Below are 16,494 nucleotides of genomic sequence, written 5' to 3'. Positions count from 1 at the left end.
GGAGGTTTCCTATCTGAGCTTCAGGGTGGACAGGCCGACCAGCGCCAGGATGACAGCGATGATCCAGAAACGGATCACCACCTGGCTTTCGGTCCAGCCGAGCTTTTCGAAATGATGGTGGATCGGTGCCATCAGGAACACGCGCTTGCCGGTCATCTTGAAGTAGCCGACCTGGATGATGACCGAGAGGATTTCGACCACGAACAATCCGCCGACGATGACCAGCACGATCTCGTGCTTGGTGGCGACCGCGACCGTGCCGATCAGGCCGCCCATGGCCAGCGAACCGGTGTCGCCCATGAAGATGGCCGCCGGCGGTGCATTGAACCAGAGGAAGCCGAGGCCCGCGCCGATGACCGAGCCCAGCACGACAGCCAGTTCGCCGGTGCCGGGAACGAAATGGATCTGCAGATATTCGGCAAACACCGCGTTGCCGGAGAGGTAGGCGATGACGCCGAAGGAGGCCGCCGCGATCATGATCGGCACGATTGCCAGCCCGTCGAGGCCGTCCGTCAGGTTGACGGCATTGCCGGCGCCGACGATGACGAAGCAGGAGAACGGAATAAAGAACCAGCCGAGATTGATGATGAATTCCTTGGCGAAGGGGAACGTCAGCGACGACGAGAACGGCGCCTGGCCGTTGTGCATGATCGCCCAGGCGGCGATGCCGGCGATGACGAATTCAAGCGCCAACCGCGCCTTGCCGGAGAAGCCGAGATGCGACTGCTTGGTCACCTTCAGATAGTCGTCATAGAAGCCGATCGAGCCGAAACCCAGCGTCACCAGCAGCACCACCCAGACATAGATGCTCGACAGGTTCGCCCATAGAAGAGATGAGCCGATGATGCCCGACAGGATCATCAGTCCGCCCATGGTCGGCGTGCCGGCCTTCTTGAAATGCGTCTGCGGTCCGTCGGCGCGGATCGGCTGGCCTTTGCCTTGCCGCAGCCGAAGCGAATTGATGATGGTCGGCCCGAAAATGAAGACGATCAGCGCCGAGGTGATCAGCGCCCCGCCGGTGCGGAACGTGATGTAGCGGAAGACATTGAAGACAGAGATCTTGTCCGCGAAATCGACCAGCAGTGTGAACATGCGCTTTCGTCCCCCGACGTTAGGTCTGACTGTTGGCTGTTGATTGAGCCGGGAACTTGCCCAGCAGCGCATCGACCAGCTTTGCAAAACCGATGCCCTTCGACGATTTGATCATCACCACGTCGCCCGGCTTCAGCGCGGCAAGCAGCACCGGCTTCAGTTCCTCGACGCCGGCGCGGTATTCCGTCTTGATATCGTCCGGCAGCGCTTCCGCCAGCGCCCGCATTTCCGGACCACCGAGAAAGACCGTCTGCGTGCCGGTGCCGACGATGAGATCGGCAAGGGCGGTATGCAGCTTGGCCGAGTGATCGCCGAGTTCGAGCATGTCGCCAAGCACGGCGATGCGGCGGCCCTCGCCCGTCACCGGCGTCGCGTTGAGCAGCGCCATGGCGGCACCCATCGAGGCTGGATTGGCGTTGTAGCTTTCGTCGATTAGCGTGATCGGACCGCTGGGGTGGCTCGAAGTACCGGGATGCCGCAGCACATGGCGTTTTCCCCGGCCGCGCTCTGCCGAGAGATCGGCCAGCGCCAATGCCACCTTGTCGAGATCGGCGCCGACCAGCTGCGCCGCACCCAGCACCGCCAGCACGTTCTGCACCATGTGCCGGCCGGGCGCACCGATGCGGGCGATCATGTCATGGCCGCCGATCCTGGCGGCAATGTCGGAATGGTCCGCGTGAAGCTCGCATTTGACCAGTTTGAAGGTCGAGCGCGCATTCTCACCGAAACCGTAGACATGCTCGACACCGGCGGCATGCGCCATCTTGTCGAGAAGCTTGAAACGCGCGTCGTCGCGGTTGAGGACGGCAGCGCCTTCGGGCTCCAGCCCTTCGAAAATCTCGGCCTTGGCCTTGGCGATCTCGTCCAGATTGCGGAAGAAGCCGAGATGCGCCGCCGCGATCATGGTGACGATGGCGACATGCGGCCGCACCATCTTCACCAGCGGCCGGATCTCGTCGGGATGGTTCATGCCGATCTCGAACACGGCATAGTCGCAATCATCCGGCATGCGCGCCAGTGTCAGCGGCACGCCCCAGTGGTTGTTGAAAGACTGCGCCGAGGCGTGCACCTTGCCGACGGCCGACAGCACATGCCGCAACGCCTCCTTGGTGGTGGTCTTGCCGGCCGAACCGGTGACCGCGATGATTTTGGCCCGGGAGCGAGCCCGCGAGGCGACACCGAGCTTTTCCAATGCGGCCAGCACGTCCTCGACGACGATGATCGGCGCCGTCAGCCGGCCGAGCGACGGCAGCCTGCCTTCCGCCACCACCAGCACGCCAGCCCCGGCCTTGATGGCCGCGGTGGCGAAGTCATGACCGTCCATCGCCTCGCCCTTGATGGCGAAGAACGCGTCACCTGGCTGCAGGCTGCGGCTGTCGATCGAAATGCCCGATATGCCGTCGGGCATGGGACCAAGCGGCCGCCCATCCATGGCGGCAACCAGCGCCTCGGAGGTCCACAGAAGGCTCATGCGGCACGCTCCCGCAGCGCGGCGCGGACTTCCTCGTGGTCGGAAAAATGCAGAGTCTCGGAGCCGATCGTCTGACCTTCCTCGTGGCCCTTGCCGGCCACGATCAGCGTGTCGCCGGCATGAAGCATACCGACCGCCTCATGGATCGCCTTGCGCCGGTCGCCGATCTCGATGGCGCCAGGTGCGGCGGCCATAATGGCGGCGCGGATGGTTTCGGGCACTTCGGAGCGCGGATTGTCGTCGGTGACGATGACGACATCGGCAAGCCGGGTCGCGATCTCGCCCATGATCGGCCTCTTTCCCCGGTCGCGGTCGCCGCCACAGCCGAACACGACCATCACGCGGCCGGTGGTGAACGGCCTCACCGAGGCCAGCACGTTCTCCAGCGCATCAGGCTTGTGGGCGTAGTCGACATAGACCGGCGCACCGCTGGCGGTGGTGCCGACGAGATCGAGCCGGCCCGGCGCGCCCTTCAATTTTTCCAATGCGGCCAAGGCCTTGGCGACGGGTGTTCCCGTGGCAATGGCAAGGCCCGCCGAGACCAGCGCGTTCGAAATCTGGAAATCTCCGGCCAGCGGCAGGTCGATTTCGTAAAGCACGCCCTCGGCCTCGACTTCGGCGCGCTGGCGATGGCGCTCGTGCTCGACCCGCTTCAGCGTCAGGAAATCGCCATGGCGGCCAACCGTCAGCACCTCGAGCCCGGCGGCCTTCGCCGCCTGGATCGTCGGCGCCGACCACGGATCGTCGGCGAAGATGACAGCCGGCGCGCCTTTCGGCAGCAGCGTATCGAACAGGCGCAGTTTGGCGCGGTGATAATCCTCGACCGTCGGATGGTAATCCATATGGTCGCGGCCGAGATTGGTGAAGCCGCCGGCGGCGAGCTTCACACCATCGAGGCGGCGCTGGTCGAGCCCGTGGCTGGAAGCCTCCATCGAAGCATGGGTGACGCCGGCATCGGCCAATTCCCGCAGCAATTGGTGCAGGGCGACCGGATCAGGTGTGGTCAGCGAGCCATACTCGTTGCGGCCGGGCGCCACCACGCCGGTGGTGCCGATGGAAGCCGCGGCATAGCCCGCCTGCTCCCAGATCTGCCTGGTGAAAGCGGCGACCGAGGTCTTGCCGCTGGTGCCGGTCACCGCGACCATGGTCTCAGGCTGTTTGCCGAAATAGCGGGAAGCGCTCAGCGCCAATGCCAGGCGCGGATCGTCGACCGCCAACACCGGAACCGGCAGTCCGGCGACGGAACTGCCCTTGCTTGTCACGATCGCCAGCGCGCCACGCCTGGCCGCGTCGGCAGCGTAGGCCGCACCGTCCGCCTTGGTGCCGGCGAGCGCAAAAAAGACGACGCCCGGTTTTACCTGGCGGGAATCGGACGAAATCCCGGTAACCTCCAGATCGGCGGAAGCTGTTCCTTCGACTGGCAGGACACCGGTTAGATCTCTTAGCTTCATCGAGTTCCGTTCACCGCAATAAAATAGCGCGCAGTTGCCGGCGCGCCCCAAGAATCACTGATAGGAAACCAGCGTTGCACCATTTTCATGGCTGAAATCTGGCTTCACGCCAAGCATGGCCGCTGAACGCCTGATGATATTGCCGGCCATGACCCCCGCATTGTTGGCGGCGACGTCGGTCATCCCCGGCTTTTCCGGGTGCGGAGCGTCGGCAATCGTAAACACCAGATATTGCGGATCGTCCATCGGGAAGGCGGCGACGAAGGTATTGAAATTCAATTCCTTCGAGTAGCGGCCATTGATGACCTTCTCAGCCGTTCCGGTCTTGCCGCCAACGCGGTAGCCGGGGACTCTGGCGTTTCTGGCCGAGCCCTTCTCGGCGTTGAGCGAATAGAGGTAGCGCATGCCCTCGACAGTCTTTTCGCTCACAACCTTCTTGGCGGTGGCCATCGCTTCTTCTTGGGTCCGCACCAGGAAGGTCGGGTTCATCAGGAAGCCGCCATTCATCAGCGCGGCGCAGCCGACAGCCGCCTGCAGCGGCGTCGTCGACACGCCGTGGCCGAAGGCGATGGTGAATGAATTGACCTGTTTCCAGACCTTCGGTTCGGTCGGGCGGGCGACCTCAGGCAGTTCGGTCTGCATTCTTTCCAGAATGCCAAGGCGATGCAGGAATTCCCGATGCCCCTCGATGCCGACCAGTTCGGCCTCCCTGGCCGACCCGATGTTGGACGAATAAAGGAACACTTCCGGCAGCGACAGCACACGGTTCTTGCCGTGGAAATCGTGAATCGCCTGATGGCCGACCCGGATTGGATGCGAAGCGTCGAAACGACTATTCATCGTCGCCTTGCCGGAATCGAGCGCCATGGCCGAGGTGAAGCTCTTGAAGGTCGAGCCCATCTCATAGAGGCCCGCCGACATCCGGTTCAGCCGGTCCTTTTCCTGTGCATTGTAAGGATTGTTCGGATCAAAATCCGGCACCGAGGCCATGGCCACCACTTCGCCGGTCTTGACGTTGAGCACGACAGCGCCGGCGCCCAGCGCGCGGTAGCGCTCCAGGCCGGCGGCGATCTCGTCGCGTACCACATGCTGGATGCGCAGATCGATCGACAGCTTCACCGGCTTGAGATCCTTGGCCACCGCCAGTCCCGACGCCTGCAGGTCGCTCAGGCCCTGCTCATCGATATATTTCTCCATGCCGGAGATGCCCTGATTGTCGATGTTGGTGAGGCCGACAATGTAGGACGAGGTTTCGCCGCTCGGATAGAAACGGCGCTTCTCCGTGCGGAAGCCGAAACCGGGAATGCCGAGCTGCATGATGTCGGCCTGCTGCTTGGGCGTCAGCTGCCGCTGCAGCCAGACGAAGCCGGCACCGCTCTTGAGCTTGTGGTAGGTCTGCTCGTAATCGATCTCGGGCAGCACGGTCGACAGCTTCTCGATCGCCTCGTCGGCATCGACGATGCGGCGCGGCTCGGCGAACAGCGACGCTGTCTTGATGTCGGTCGCCAGCACTTCGCCATTGCGGTCGACAATGTCGGGCCGCGAGGCGGTGATCCGGCTCTGCGGGCCGCCCGACAGGTCAGGCGTCTGGAAGCCGAGATAGACCAGCCGCCCTGAAATGGTCGAGAAGATGCCGAAGAACACGGCCATCGTCATGACGATGCGCGCCTTGCCCTTGCCGCCGGTTGCTTTGCGGGCGCCTTCGACGACGATCGATCCGTCCTCAGCCGTCCTGGCACGACGCTTCAGCAGTTTGCCGATCATTGGGCGATGTCTCCGGTCACGACGGGATCCTTGTCGCCAGACGGCGCCTTGTCGGAATTGTCGGCCATGCTGTCCTGGCGCCCTTTCAGGATGTCCTGGATGTCGAGGGCCTTGGCCGGCAGGTCGCTCAAGCCGACGATCTGGCGCGCACTGACCGGCTCGAGTGCGAGCTGCGACTTGTAGAGTTCGGCGAGCTTCTGCAGCCGCGACGGCTGGGTGAGTAGGCTCCAGTCGGCCTTGAGCAGGTCGATCGTCTCCTCCTCATAGCGTATCTGGGTATGGATCTTCTGCACCGCTGCCAGCTGATCCTCGGCCTCGCGCTTGGTCTTGTAGGTCAGGGCCGCCGCCGAAACCATGACGGCGATCAGGACAATGTCGCTGGTACGGAACACGTGCTTACCTCTCCCCCGGCAGGTTGATGCCGGGAAGCTTTGGAAGGCCGAAAATCGAAAAATCGCCGGCGCGCGCCGGCGCTTCGGTGCGGATTGCGGCGCGCAGCCTGGCAGAGCGGGCGCGCGGATTGGCCGCGACCTCGGCATCATCAGCCGTCACGCCGCCACCGGCCTTGCGGAAGGTTGCGGTGCGCGCATGCGCCTCGGGCAGGTGACGTGATCCCGTGGCAACGTCGGCCCGATCGGCGATGAAGCGCTTGACGATGCGGTCTTCCAGCGAATGGAACGTCACCACGGCGAGCCGTCCGCCAGGCTTCAGTGCGCGTTCGGCCGCAAACAGCGCCTTGGCCAGTTCGCCGAGCTCGTCATTGACGAAGATGCGCAGCGCCTGGAAGACGCGGGTGGCCGGATGGATCTTGTCCTTCGGTGCGCGGCCGACATGCGTCTCGATGGCGTCGGCGAGCTCCAGCGTGCGCTCGAACGGCCGATTTTCGCGGCGCGCCTCGATCATGCGGGCGATGCGCCCGGCGTGACGCTCCTCGCCGAGGAAGCCGAAGATGCGGGCAAGGTCGCCAGGCTTGAAACTGTTGACGACATCGGCGGCGCTCAGGCCCGCCTGCGCCATGCGCATGTCGAGCGGCCCATCATTGCGAAACGAGAACCCGCGTTCGGCCTGGTCAAGCTGCATGGAGGAGACGCCAATGTCGAGCACGACGCCATCGGCGCTTTCGACATGCTCATCCAGCGTCGAGAACGGCGCCTGCACCAGCTTCAGCCTGCCACACGATTGCACTTCCAGATCGCGCCCGGCCGCGATGGCGTCGGGATCGCGGTCGATGGCCACAACGGAAGCCCCGGTCGCCAGGATGGCCCTGGTGTAGCCGCCGGCGCCGAACGTGCCGTCGATGATGATGTCGCCCTCGGCCGGCGCCAGTGCCTCGAGCACTTCGCCAAGGAGGACCGGAATGTGGCGGACCGATCCGCCAACGGCGTGCCCACCTACAGCGTGAGGAAGGTCATCGCCGTGGCCCACCATCATTCCGGTCGCTCCCCAGGCTTCGTCCCCTGCCGAAGCTGCAACAGCCTGGCCCGCGCCTGCGCCCCATAGGCCGCAAGCCGTCCCGGCTCCCAGATCTGAAAGAAATTGCCGCGCCCGACAAAGGCTGCTTCCGCCGAAATACCGGTATGTTCGCGAATGAAATCGGTCATCGTGATGCGGCCGTCCTGGTCGAGTTTCAGGAACGTTCCATCGCCATGACAGAAGAACGACATGTCGTCCGCCGTCTGCAGGAAGGGATCTTCCTGGGCGATGCGCTGTTCGTAGCGATCGAGCAGATCGAGCCCGCCGACATCCATCGCCGGCAGGTCCAGGCACCGCAGCGCGTAGAGTTCCGAATAGCCGCGCTTCTGCACGACGGCGCGGAAATGCGCCGGAACGGACACCCGCCCCTTCGCATCGATCCTGCTCACCGTGTTCGACAGAAACCGGTCCATTAAACGCTACAGCCGCTTGCGCCGCCGCACCCCTCTTCATCGTCTCGTACGCGCCGCCGCAGCGCGTTCCCTGCCCCACAGCCAGCTCGTCCACACGGGCAAAAAACGGCAAACGCGCAGCCGCCGCGGCTGCCCGATTGGCGTACGCTTTACCCTGACACGGAACGAAGGCTTTGATGTCGAAATGGGATATCATGGGGCACTATGGGCGTCAACGGGAATAGGCTTCACAAACACGCGCATCGCGACCAATCCGAGCAGCCGTTACGGCACGTCTCGTCTTTATGGATCATTAAGCCTAACGAAGCGTTTAGAGCCCTCTGGCCCAAAAGACCTGGCTTGCCGCCGTTCACCCGCGCGCATAGCGTCGAGCGACGTCTTCCGCCCAGCAACAAGGATCGAGCTCATGTCCGAGACGGCAAAGTCACGCGCCGCCGAATTATCCCATTTGCGCAGCCGCGATTTCGCCACTGGCGACCCGATCCCCTTGCCGCTGACCATGGCGTCGATCTTTCACACGCCGGGCGTCGAGACCGGGGTCGATCAATATGGCCGCTACGACAACCCGACCTGGCGCGCCGTGGAACATGTGCTCGGCCATCTGGAAGATGCGCAATGCGTGAGTTTTCCTTCCGGAATGGCTGCGATTTCCGCGGTGTTTTTCGCGCTGCTGAAATCGGGCGATCGCGTGCTCCTGCCCGCGGACGGCTATCACGCCACGCGCGCGATGGCCGAACGCTTCCTGAAGCCGCTAGGCATCATCTGCGACACCAGGCCGACGCCGACTTTCCTCGACGGCGGCTTCGAAGGCTATTCGCTGGTCTTCGTGGAAACCCCGTCCAATCCGCGGCTGGACATCTGCGATATCTCGGCCATCGCCAAGGCTGTCCACGAACAAAGCGGGATCCTTGTCGTCGACAACACGACGATGACGCCATTCGGCCAGCGTCCGCTCGACTTCGGCGCCGATATCGTCGTCTCCGCCGACACCAAGGCGGTCAACGGCCATTCGGACGTGCTGTTCGGCCATGTCGCCAGCCGCAACGCCGACATCATCACCAAGGTGACAGATTGGCGCGCAATGGCCGGCGGCATTCCTGGACCGTTCGAAGCCTGGCTGGTGCATCGCGGCCTCGAAACACTAGAGGTGCGCTTCGACCGCATGTGCTCATCGGCCGAAACCATCGCGCAACGGCTGAAGGAACATCGCGCGGTCAGTGGCCTGCGTTTTCCGGGCCTCAATGGCGACCCGTCGCACAATCTTGCCCGCGTCCAGATGGAGCGCTTCGGCTTCCTCATCTCCTTCGAACTCGCCTCGGAGGACAAGGCCGAGGATTTCATCAACAATTGCCAACTGATCGAGGCCGCAACCTCCTTCGGCGGCGTCCACACTTCGGCCGAGCGGCGTTCGAAGCGAGGCGATGCGGTACCGCCAGGCTTTGTGCGTCTGTCGGTCGGCTGCGAGCCGATGGAAGAGCTTTGGAGAGCGATCGAGACGTCGCTGGACAGGATCAAAGGCTGAAGCGCTGGACGTGATGCCTTATTGGCAAACAGCCGAAAAGACTTGAATCGACAGGCGCGCCCGAGGGCGCAACCTGCTGATCTAAAAGGATTTTTCTTCGGGGAGAAACTGCCAGCTGGCCTGTAAGCCGGGTTCTGTATGGCCCTCGCCCCTTGCGGGACGAGAACGTGGCGGCCATTCATCTTGGGCGCATGTTGCCATACGCCTCACGCAACCTACCCGGACGGTGAGCCGGAAACAGCCCTCGAGGGTTTCCCCTCGCACCGCCCCTATTCGGTTTTGCTCCCGGTGGGGTTTACCGTGCCGCTCCTGTTGCCAGTCGCGCGGTGGGCTCTTACCCCACCCTTTCACCCTTACCCCGACAAAGTCGTGGCGGTTTGCTTTCTGTGGCACTTTCCCTGGGGTCGCCCCCGCCGGCCATTAACCGGCACCGTGTCTCCATGGAGCCCGGACTTTCCTCACTCGCGGCCTTTCGGCGTTTGCGAGTGCGGCCGCCCAGCCAGCTGGCAAGGCGTATAAAGGGGTTCAGCCAGGAAAACGCAAATGAAAAAGCCGGCTTGTCCGCCGGCTCTCGCAACTTGCAATCAAAGCGCCGCCATCTGCACCTTGACCTTGCTGCAATAGGCGGCCGAGATCGGGTTCATCCGCGTCGCGGCATGGCCAGCATTGTATTTCAGGATCGTGCCACAGGTCGTGCCACCACCAAGGTTCTGCGCCAAGGCGAGATACTTCATGCCGTATTTGATGTTGGTGTCAGGATCGAACAGCCCCTTGGCCGAACCATTGTAGCCCATCATCCGCGCCGTCGCCGGCTTGATCTGCATCAGGCCGATCTCGCCGGCGCTGCCGACCATGTTCGGCCGATAGTTGCTCTCGATCGTGATGACGGCCTGGGCCAGCGACACTGGAACGCCATAGCTCGCCGCATAGCGGGCGACGATCGCGGAATACTGGCCGCTGCTGGCCACTGCTGCCGTCGACGCCGCGACATTCCTGAGGCCGATCGATGCCGTTGTCGTCATGTCGATGGTTTTGCGACCGCGCTTTGTCTGCCTCTTGGCGGCGGATCTCTTCGCCTTGGTCCAGCTGGCCTTATCCACCTTTGCGGAAGCCTGCTTCGCCGTTGCCTTCGTGCTCCTGCTGCTTTTGGCCGAAATGGCCTTGCCCTTGGCGGTCGCCACGACGAGCTCCTGATCGGCCCGTGGGCTTGACGGCGCGGCGTTGGCCGCGTTGAAGGCAAAAGTCATTACGCCGGCAGCAAGAGCTGCCGTTACAACGGTCAATTTCTGCATGTGATCCTGTTCTGTTTGGACCGCGCGAAGATTTTCGCGCGGCGCTGCTTGATTAATATCGGAACACCCGGGGGGCTAGACGTCCGACAAACTGTACGAATTGCCCTTTGAAGCCCGAATTGGCGCCAATGAAGGCGGGGCAAGTCACTTTGAGTGACAGTTTGTAACCTGCGGAGGAAAAAGATTACTTGGGCAGCGCGCTGACCCCGGGTCAACGGCCCATGGAAGCAAGCAATTTTTGCAGCGTGCGCATCGTCGAGCCGTCGGCCAGCCCGTCGACCAGGCGGGGCCGGAAATGGCGTTGGAAGGCCTCAACGACAATCCGTGTCTGATGATCGAAAATCCCCGATATCTCGACACCATAGCCGTAGAGCGCCAGCATCGACTGCAAAGCTTCGACATCGGCACCGCTGTCACCGGGCTTCAGCGCGGCGCCACGCCTCATGGGAGCGGCCGGCACGAGATGGCCGACGCCGGCCTCGAACAGCGACGCCCACGGGAACTTCTCGCCCGGATCGATCTTGCGCCCCGGCGCCACGTCGGAATGCGCCAGCACGCGCCTCGCAGGGATCGCATGCCGCCCGGCAATCCCCTTGCACAGGCCGACCACCGCATCGATCTGGCGCCTGGGGAACCCGGGATAGCCCAGCGAATGGCCCGGATTGACGATTTCGATGCCGACCGAACAGGAATTGATGTCGGTGCGCCCGAACCAGGAACTCTTGCCGGCGTGCCAGGCGCGGTCGCTTTCCCTCACCATCTGCACGATGTGGCCATTCTCATGGACGAGATAATGCGACGAAACTTCGCTCGCCGGGTCGCACAGCCAAGCTTCCGCCCCGGCGCCTGTGGTCATGCCGGTATAGTGCAGCACGATCATGTCGGGCTTCAGCGTGTCGCGCCTTGGCCCGAAATTCGGTGATACCCTGACCTCGGCGCTCGGCTCGTCGGGCAGGAAGCCGCTCATGCGTGCCGCAGGCCCCGCTCGATCATCTCATAGGCGGCGTTGATCGCCGCGACCCTGGTCGTCGCGATCTTGATGAATTCCTGCGGCAGGCCGCGCGCGATCAACCGATCGGGATGATTGTCCGACACCAGCTTGCGATACCGCTTCTTGACCTCGTCGAACGGCTTGCCACGCTCGATGCCTAGCACGACATAGGGGTCGCCGGCGCCAAGGTTGACGTGCCGGGCCAGGATGGCTTCGTAATGCACCTCGTCGATGCGGAAAATCTCGGCGATACGGTGCAGGAAGATGCCTTCGCCCTCATGTACCACCCCGTCGGCCTTGGCGATGTGGAACAGGCCGTCGAGTATGTCTTCCAGCATCACACAATTCGAATGCCCGGAACCGCACATCTGCGCCATGCGCTCGGCATAGGTCTCGAACCCGGCCACGTCGCGCTGGGCGAGATCGAAAAGGCGCGCCACGTTGCGCGTCTCCTTCGGCGGCACTTCGAATATTTCCTGGAAGGCACGCACCTCGTCCTGGGTGACGATGCCGTCGGCCTTGGCCATCTTGGCCGAAAGCGCGATCATCGCCACCGAGAAGGCGACGCGGCGGCGCAGGTCGGCATCGCCGGAGAATACCGTGCGCACGGCCTCGACGACGTCGGCAACACCCGACGTTGCTGAAGATGATACCCGTGTGATAAACTCGCCGAGGCGATCCCAAATCGACATGGCCCGCTTCATAGAGCCAACCGGTCCCCGCTATCAAGCCAATAACGGCCGCTGTCGGGCCCGTGAACGAGAGGCGCCTTATCGGTCCCACTCGTCGCCTTTGCAAAGAAAAGGCCGGCGAGACGCCGGCCCTTCCTCCCAAGACACTCTTACTGCTTTACAAACTACTGCGCGGGCGCAGGAGCAGGCGTTGCCGGAGCCGGCTCGGCAGGCTTGGTCGAATTGTCAGCCGGGGCCGCAGGCTTCATGGGCTGCTCAGCGGCCGGCGGATTGGTGCTCTGCGTGGTGGTCTTGTCGGTGCCGCTGTCGCTGCAGGCTGCGACGCCCAGCAGGGCAAGGGCGGACACGGAAGCTAGAATGAGCTTTTTCATAATATCTCTCCTTCAACACACGCTCACGTTGCAGTGAACGGTTACAGAGGAAATGCGCGACGCGGCTATGAGTTTCGTAACGTTGCGTTTCCGCATGTAACATCAACGGGATGCGTTGCTGCCGGCGCGCTGGCGCATTAACAACGAGAGCTGAAACGAAAATGCCGGAGACTACCGCCATGGCCGCGAAATGGGATTTCTGGATCGATCGCGGCGGCACCTTCACCGATGTCATCGGCCGTGACCCGCAAGGGGAATTGCATCCGCGCAAACTGCTTTCGGAGAATCCCGAAGCCTATGCCGATGCCGCCATTCAAGGCATCCGCGACCTGCTCGGCCTTGAACCGGGCGCCACGATCCCATCGAGCCTGATCGGCGACATCAAGATGGGCACCACGGTCGCCACCAATGCGCTGCTGGAGCGCAAGGGCGACCGCGTGCTCCTGCTCATCACCAAGGGCTTTCGCGATGCGCTCAGGATCGCCTACCAGGCGCGGCCCGACATTTTCGCCAAGGAGATCATCCTTCCCGAGCAGCTCTATGAGCGCGTCATCGAGATCAACGAGCGCGTGCTCGCGGACGGCTGTGTCGAACGGCTGCTCGACATCGCCGCTTGCCGACCGGCGATCGAGCAGGCCAAGGCCGATGGCATCGACGCCGTCGCCATCGTCTTCATGCATGCCTGGAAATACCCCGATCACGAGAAGGCGGTGGCCAAGGTCTGCCGCAAGATCGGTTTCGCCCAGGTCTCGGTCAGCCATGAGGTCTCGCCGCTGATCAAGCTGGTCGGCCGCGGCGATACCACCGTGGTCGATAGCTATCTCTCGCCCATCCTGTCGCGCTATGTGCAAAGGGTTGGACAGGAGCTCGGCGTCCTCTCCCCCCTCGAGGGGGAGATGGTCGCGAAGCGGCCAGAGGGGGTCCTCTCAGGAGGCACCGCTAAAACGCCGAGCCCGGTCGTTCCGACCCCACCCGGCGGCTTTGCCGCCACCCTCCCCTCGAGGGGGAGGGAAAGCCCTCGCCTCATGTTCATGATGTCCTCTGGCGGCCTCACCGCCGCCGACATGTTCCAGGGCAAGGACGCGCTGCTGTCGGGGCCGGCCGGTGGTGTCGTCGGCATGGTCGAGACGGCGAAGCTCGCCGGCTTCGACAAGGTCATCGGTTTCGATATGGGCGGCACCTCCACCGACGTCGCCCACTTTGATGGCGAGTATGAGCGCGCCTTCGACACCGAAGTCGCAGGCGTGCGCGTCCGCGCGCCGATGATGCGCATCCACACCGTTGCCGCCGGCGGCGGTTCGGTCCTGCATTACGAGGCAGGTCGTTTTCGCGCCGGACCGGACTCCGCCGGCGCCAATCCCGGCCCCGCCGCCTACCGGCGCGGCGGGCCGCTCGCCGTCACCGACGCCAATGTCATGCTCGGCAAGCTGCAGCCGGATTTCTTCCCGGCCATTTTTGGCCCCGGCCAGAACGAACCGCTCGATGTCGGCACCGTGCGCAAGAAATTCAGCGCGCTGGCCGCTGAAATCGGCGATGGCCGGACGCCGGAGGCGGTCGCCGAGGGCTTTGTCACCATCGCCGTCGAGAACATGGCCAACGCCATCAAGAAGATTTCCGTGCAGCGCGGCTATGACGTCACCGAATATCTGCTCAACTGCTTTGGCGGCGCCGGGGGCCAGCACGCCTGCCTGGTCGCCGATGCGCTCGGCATGGAGGCGGTGCTGATCCATCCCTTCTCCGGCCTGCTTTCGGCCTATGGCATCGGCCTGGCCTCGGTCTTTGCCTCGCGTCAGCAGGCGCTGCTCAAGCCGCTTGCCGAAGAATCCAGAACCGAGATCGACGCCCTCATCACCATCTTGAGAAAAGCCGTCATTGCCGAGTTGGCGGCGCAAGGCATCGCCGAGGACGCGGTTGCCACCAGGCCGGTGCTGCACATCCGCTATGACGGCACCGACACGACACTGCCGGTGAATTTTGAAAGCGACTCGATTTTCCAGGCGAAGCGCGATTTCGAAATCGCCCACAAGGCGCAATTCGGCTTTGTCTATGACGACAAGCCGATGATCGTCGAGACGGTCGGTGTCGAGGGCACGGAAATCGGTGAAAGCAGCGCCGAAGCCCATGCGCCCGCCGGCCCTGCGAGGGTTGAGGCAGGCGCTTCCGGAACGCGGCGCATCTACACCGAAGGCCGGTGGCATGAAGCCGGCATCCATCGTCGCGAAAACCTGCGCCCATCCAATCTGGTCGCCGGCCCCGCCCTCATCATCGAGCCCAACCAGACCATCGTCGTCGAGCCGGGCTGGCAGGCAGAAATCACCAATCTCAACCACGTCGTGATCCGCCGCACGGCAAGGAAGGCGCGCGCCGCTGCCCTTGGCACATCAGCCGATCCGGTGATGCTGGAAGTCTTCAACAACCTGTTCATGTCGATTGCCGAACAGATGGGCGTGACGCTGCAGAACACTGCCTACTCCGTCAACATCAAGGAAAGGCTGGATTTTTCCTGCGCCGTCTTCGACCACACCGGGGCGCTGGTCGCCAACGCGCCGCACATGCCGGTGCACCTCGGCTCCATGGACCGCTCGGTCGAAACCATCATCCGGCTGAACTCCGGCGACATCCACCCCGGCGACGTCTTTGCCTTGAACGCGCCCTATAATGGCGGCACGCATCTGCCTGATATCACCGTGGTGACGCCGGTCTTCGACGATGCCCAGAAGAACATCCTGTTCTGGGCGGCCTCGCGCGGCCATCACGCCGATATTGGCGGCACCGCCCCCGGCTCGATGACGCCGCTTGCCACCACGGTTGACGAGGAAGGCGTGCTGTTCGACAATTTCCGCATCGTCGACCACGGCAAATTCCGTGAAAAAGAGCTGCATACGCTGCTCACCGACCACCGCTATCCGGCCCGCAACCCGCATCAGAACGTCGCCGACCTCAAGGCGCAGATCGCCGCCAACGAAAAGGGCGTCGCCGAACTGCGCAAAATGGTCGCGCATTTCGGCCTCGAAGTCGTCGAGGCCTATATGGGCCATGTCCAGGACAATGCGGCCGAAAGCGTGCGCCGCGTGCTCGAGCGGCTGCCGGACACATCGACCTATGAATATCCCACCGACACCGGCCAGGTGATCAAGGTGAAGATCACGGTCGACCGGCAAAAGCGCGAGGCGACGGTCGACTTCACCGGCACGTCACCGGTGATGAAGAACAACTTCAATGCGCCGGAGCCCGTTGCTCGTGCCGCTGTCCTCTATGCCTTCCGCGTCATGGTCGAGGACATGATCCCGATGAATGCCGGGTGCCTCAGGCCGATCAACATCATCATTCCCGACGGCTGCATGCTGAAACCCGCCTACCCTGCCGCCGTCGTTGCCGGCAATGTCGAGACCTCGCAGCACGTCACCAATGCGCTGTTCGGCGCCATGGGCGCGATGGCCAATGCGCAGGGAACGATGAACAACCTGACCTTCGGCAACAAGCAGTACCAATATTACGAAACCATCTGCTCCGGCTCGCCGGCCGGCCAGATGAACTCCGGCCGCGGCTTTGCCGGTACCTCGGGCGTCCACACCCATATGACCAATTCACGCCTCACCGATCCGGAAGTGCTGGAACTGCGCTTTCCCGTGGTGTTGGAGGATTTTCACATCCGCGAAGGCTCCGGCGGCAAGGGCAAATGGGGCGCCGGCGACGGCACCAAGCGCACCATCCGCTTCCTCGAAAAGATGGAGTGCGCGATCCTGTCCTCGCACCGCAACCGCCCGCCGCAGGGGCTGGACGGTGGCGGCGACGGCGAGGTCGGCTCGACCAAGGTCCGTCGCAAGGATGGTTCGATCGACATGCTGAAGGCCTGCGACCAGACCGTGCTCGACGCCGGTGAGGCGGTGATCCTGACGACGCCGACGCCGGGCGGATTTGGCAAGCTGTAAAGAACGCGTCAACAGGCTGTCACCGGCCTG

At 63.4% G+C, this 16,494-nt stretch carries 13 protein-coding genes and 1 other RNA gene; 2 read left to right on the top strand and 12 right to left on the bottom strand.

Annotated elements, in window-relative coordinates; translation table 11 throughout:
* Positions 1–9: 9 nt before the first annotated feature.
* From mraY to mraZ, 7 genes are read right to left on the bottom strand one after another with little or no spacing between them, the layout of a single operon-like run.
* Positions 10–1,092, bottom strand: a complete 1,083-nt coding sequence (gene mraY / locus AC56QX_RS18705; RefSeq protein ID WP_027029717.1) for a phospho-N-acetylmuramoyl-pentapeptide-transferase — start codon at positions 1,090–1,092, stop codon at positions 10–12.
* Between the two features lie 19 nt (positions 1,093–1,111).
* Positions 1,112–2,563, bottom strand: coding sequence for a UDP-N-acetylmuramoylalanyl-D-glutamyl-2,6-diaminopimelate--D-alanyl-D-alanine ligase (locus tag AC56QX_RS18700; RefSeq protein WP_497109928.1), 1,452 nt, complete (start codon positions 2,561–2,563; stop codon positions 1,112–1,114).
* Positions 2,560–4,014 carry a UDP-N-acetylmuramoyl-L-alanyl-D-glutamate--2,6-diaminopimelate ligase gene (locus AC56QX_RS18695; RefSeq protein WP_497109926.1) on the bottom strand — a complete coding sequence of 485 codons (1,455 nt, stop codon included), beginning with the start codon at positions 4,012–4,014 and terminating at the stop codon, positions 2,560–2,562. The genes AC56QX_RS18700 and AC56QX_RS18695 overlap by 4 nt, the downstream gene beginning before the upstream one ends.
* A 54-nt stretch (positions 4,015–4,068) precedes the next feature.
* Positions 4,069–5,778, bottom strand: a complete 1,710-nt coding sequence (locus AC56QX_RS18690; RefSeq protein ID WP_497109924.1) for a peptidoglycan D,D-transpeptidase FtsI family protein — start codon at positions 5,776–5,778, stop codon at positions 4,069–4,071.
* Positions 5,775–6,170 (bottom strand): cell division protein FtsL, encoded by a 396-nt coding sequence (gene ftsL / locus AC56QX_RS18685; RefSeq protein WP_027057937.1) that lies wholly within the window; start codon positions 6,168–6,170, stop codon positions 5,775–5,777. Before ftsL ends, AC56QX_RS18690 begins: the two co-directional genes overlap by 4 nt.
* Positions 6,171–6,174: 4 nt before the next feature.
* Complete coding sequence (rsmH, locus tag AC56QX_RS18680; protein WP_497109923.1) at positions 6,175–7,209, bottom strand: 16S rRNA (cytosine(1402)-N(4))-methyltransferase RsmH; 1,035 nt, start codon at positions 7,207–7,209, stop codon at positions 6,175–6,177.
* Positions 7,206–7,664 (bottom strand): division/cell wall cluster transcriptional repressor MraZ, encoded by a 459-nt coding sequence (mraZ, locus tag AC56QX_RS18675; RefSeq protein WP_421917415.1) that lies wholly within the window; start codon positions 7,662–7,664, stop codon positions 7,206–7,208. Before mraZ ends, rsmH begins: the two co-directional genes overlap by 4 nt.
* A 406-nt stretch (positions 7,665–8,070) precedes the next feature.
* Between mraZ and AC56QX_RS18670 the strand changes: the two genes are divergently transcribed.
* A complete protein-coding gene (locus AC56QX_RS18670; protein WP_497109922.1) occupies positions 8,071–9,186 on the top strand; it encodes a cystathionine gamma-lyase in 1,116 nt (371 codons plus the stop codon).
* Positions 9,187–9,293: 107 nt separating this feature from the next.
* Here the strand turns inward: AC56QX_RS18670 and rnpB are convergent.
* From rnpB to AC56QX_RS18645, 5 genes are all read right to left on the bottom strand, one after another.
* Positions 9,294–9,693: RNase P RNA component class A (rnpB, locus tag AC56QX_RS18665), an RNA gene on the bottom strand.
* Between the two features lie 77 nt (positions 9,694–9,770).
* The gene (locus AC56QX_RS18660; protein ID WP_497109921.1) at positions 9,771–10,478 is read right to left on the bottom strand and encodes a lytic transglycosylase domain-containing protein; all 708 of its coding nucleotides are present in this window, start codon (positions 10,476–10,478) and stop codon (positions 9,771–9,773) included.
* Positions 10,479–10,689: 211 nt separating this feature from the next.
* Positions 10,690–11,445 (bottom strand): peptidoglycan recognition protein family protein, encoded by a 756-nt coding sequence (locus tag AC56QX_RS18655; protein ID WP_497109919.1) that lies wholly within the window; start codon positions 11,443–11,445, stop codon positions 10,690–10,692.
* The gene (locus AC56QX_RS18650) at positions 11,442–12,161 is read right to left on the bottom strand and encodes a TerB family tellurite resistance protein (RefSeq protein ID WP_497109916.1); all 720 of its coding nucleotides are present in this window, start codon (positions 12,159–12,161) and stop codon (positions 11,442–11,444) included. Before AC56QX_RS18650 ends, AC56QX_RS18655 begins: the two co-directional genes overlap by 4 nt.
* 164 nt (positions 12,162–12,325) lie before the next feature.
* Complete coding sequence (locus AC56QX_RS18645; protein ID WP_027044745.1) at positions 12,326–12,532, bottom strand: hypothetical protein; 207 nt, start codon at positions 12,530–12,532, stop codon at positions 12,326–12,328.
* A gap of 179 nt (positions 12,533–12,711) precedes the next feature.
* On the opposite strand from AC56QX_RS18645, the gene AC56QX_RS18640 reads away from it, so the two are divergent.
* Entirely contained in the window at positions 12,712–16,464 is a 3,753-nt protein-coding gene (locus AC56QX_RS18640) for a hydantoinase B/oxoprolinase family protein (protein WP_497117803.1), read from the top strand.
* Positions 16,465–16,494: the final 30 nt, after the last annotated feature.

The organism is Mesorhizobium sp. RCAM 06353 (genome assembly GCF_059683585.1).
This window is presented reverse-complemented; position numbering and strand designations above follow the sequence as displayed.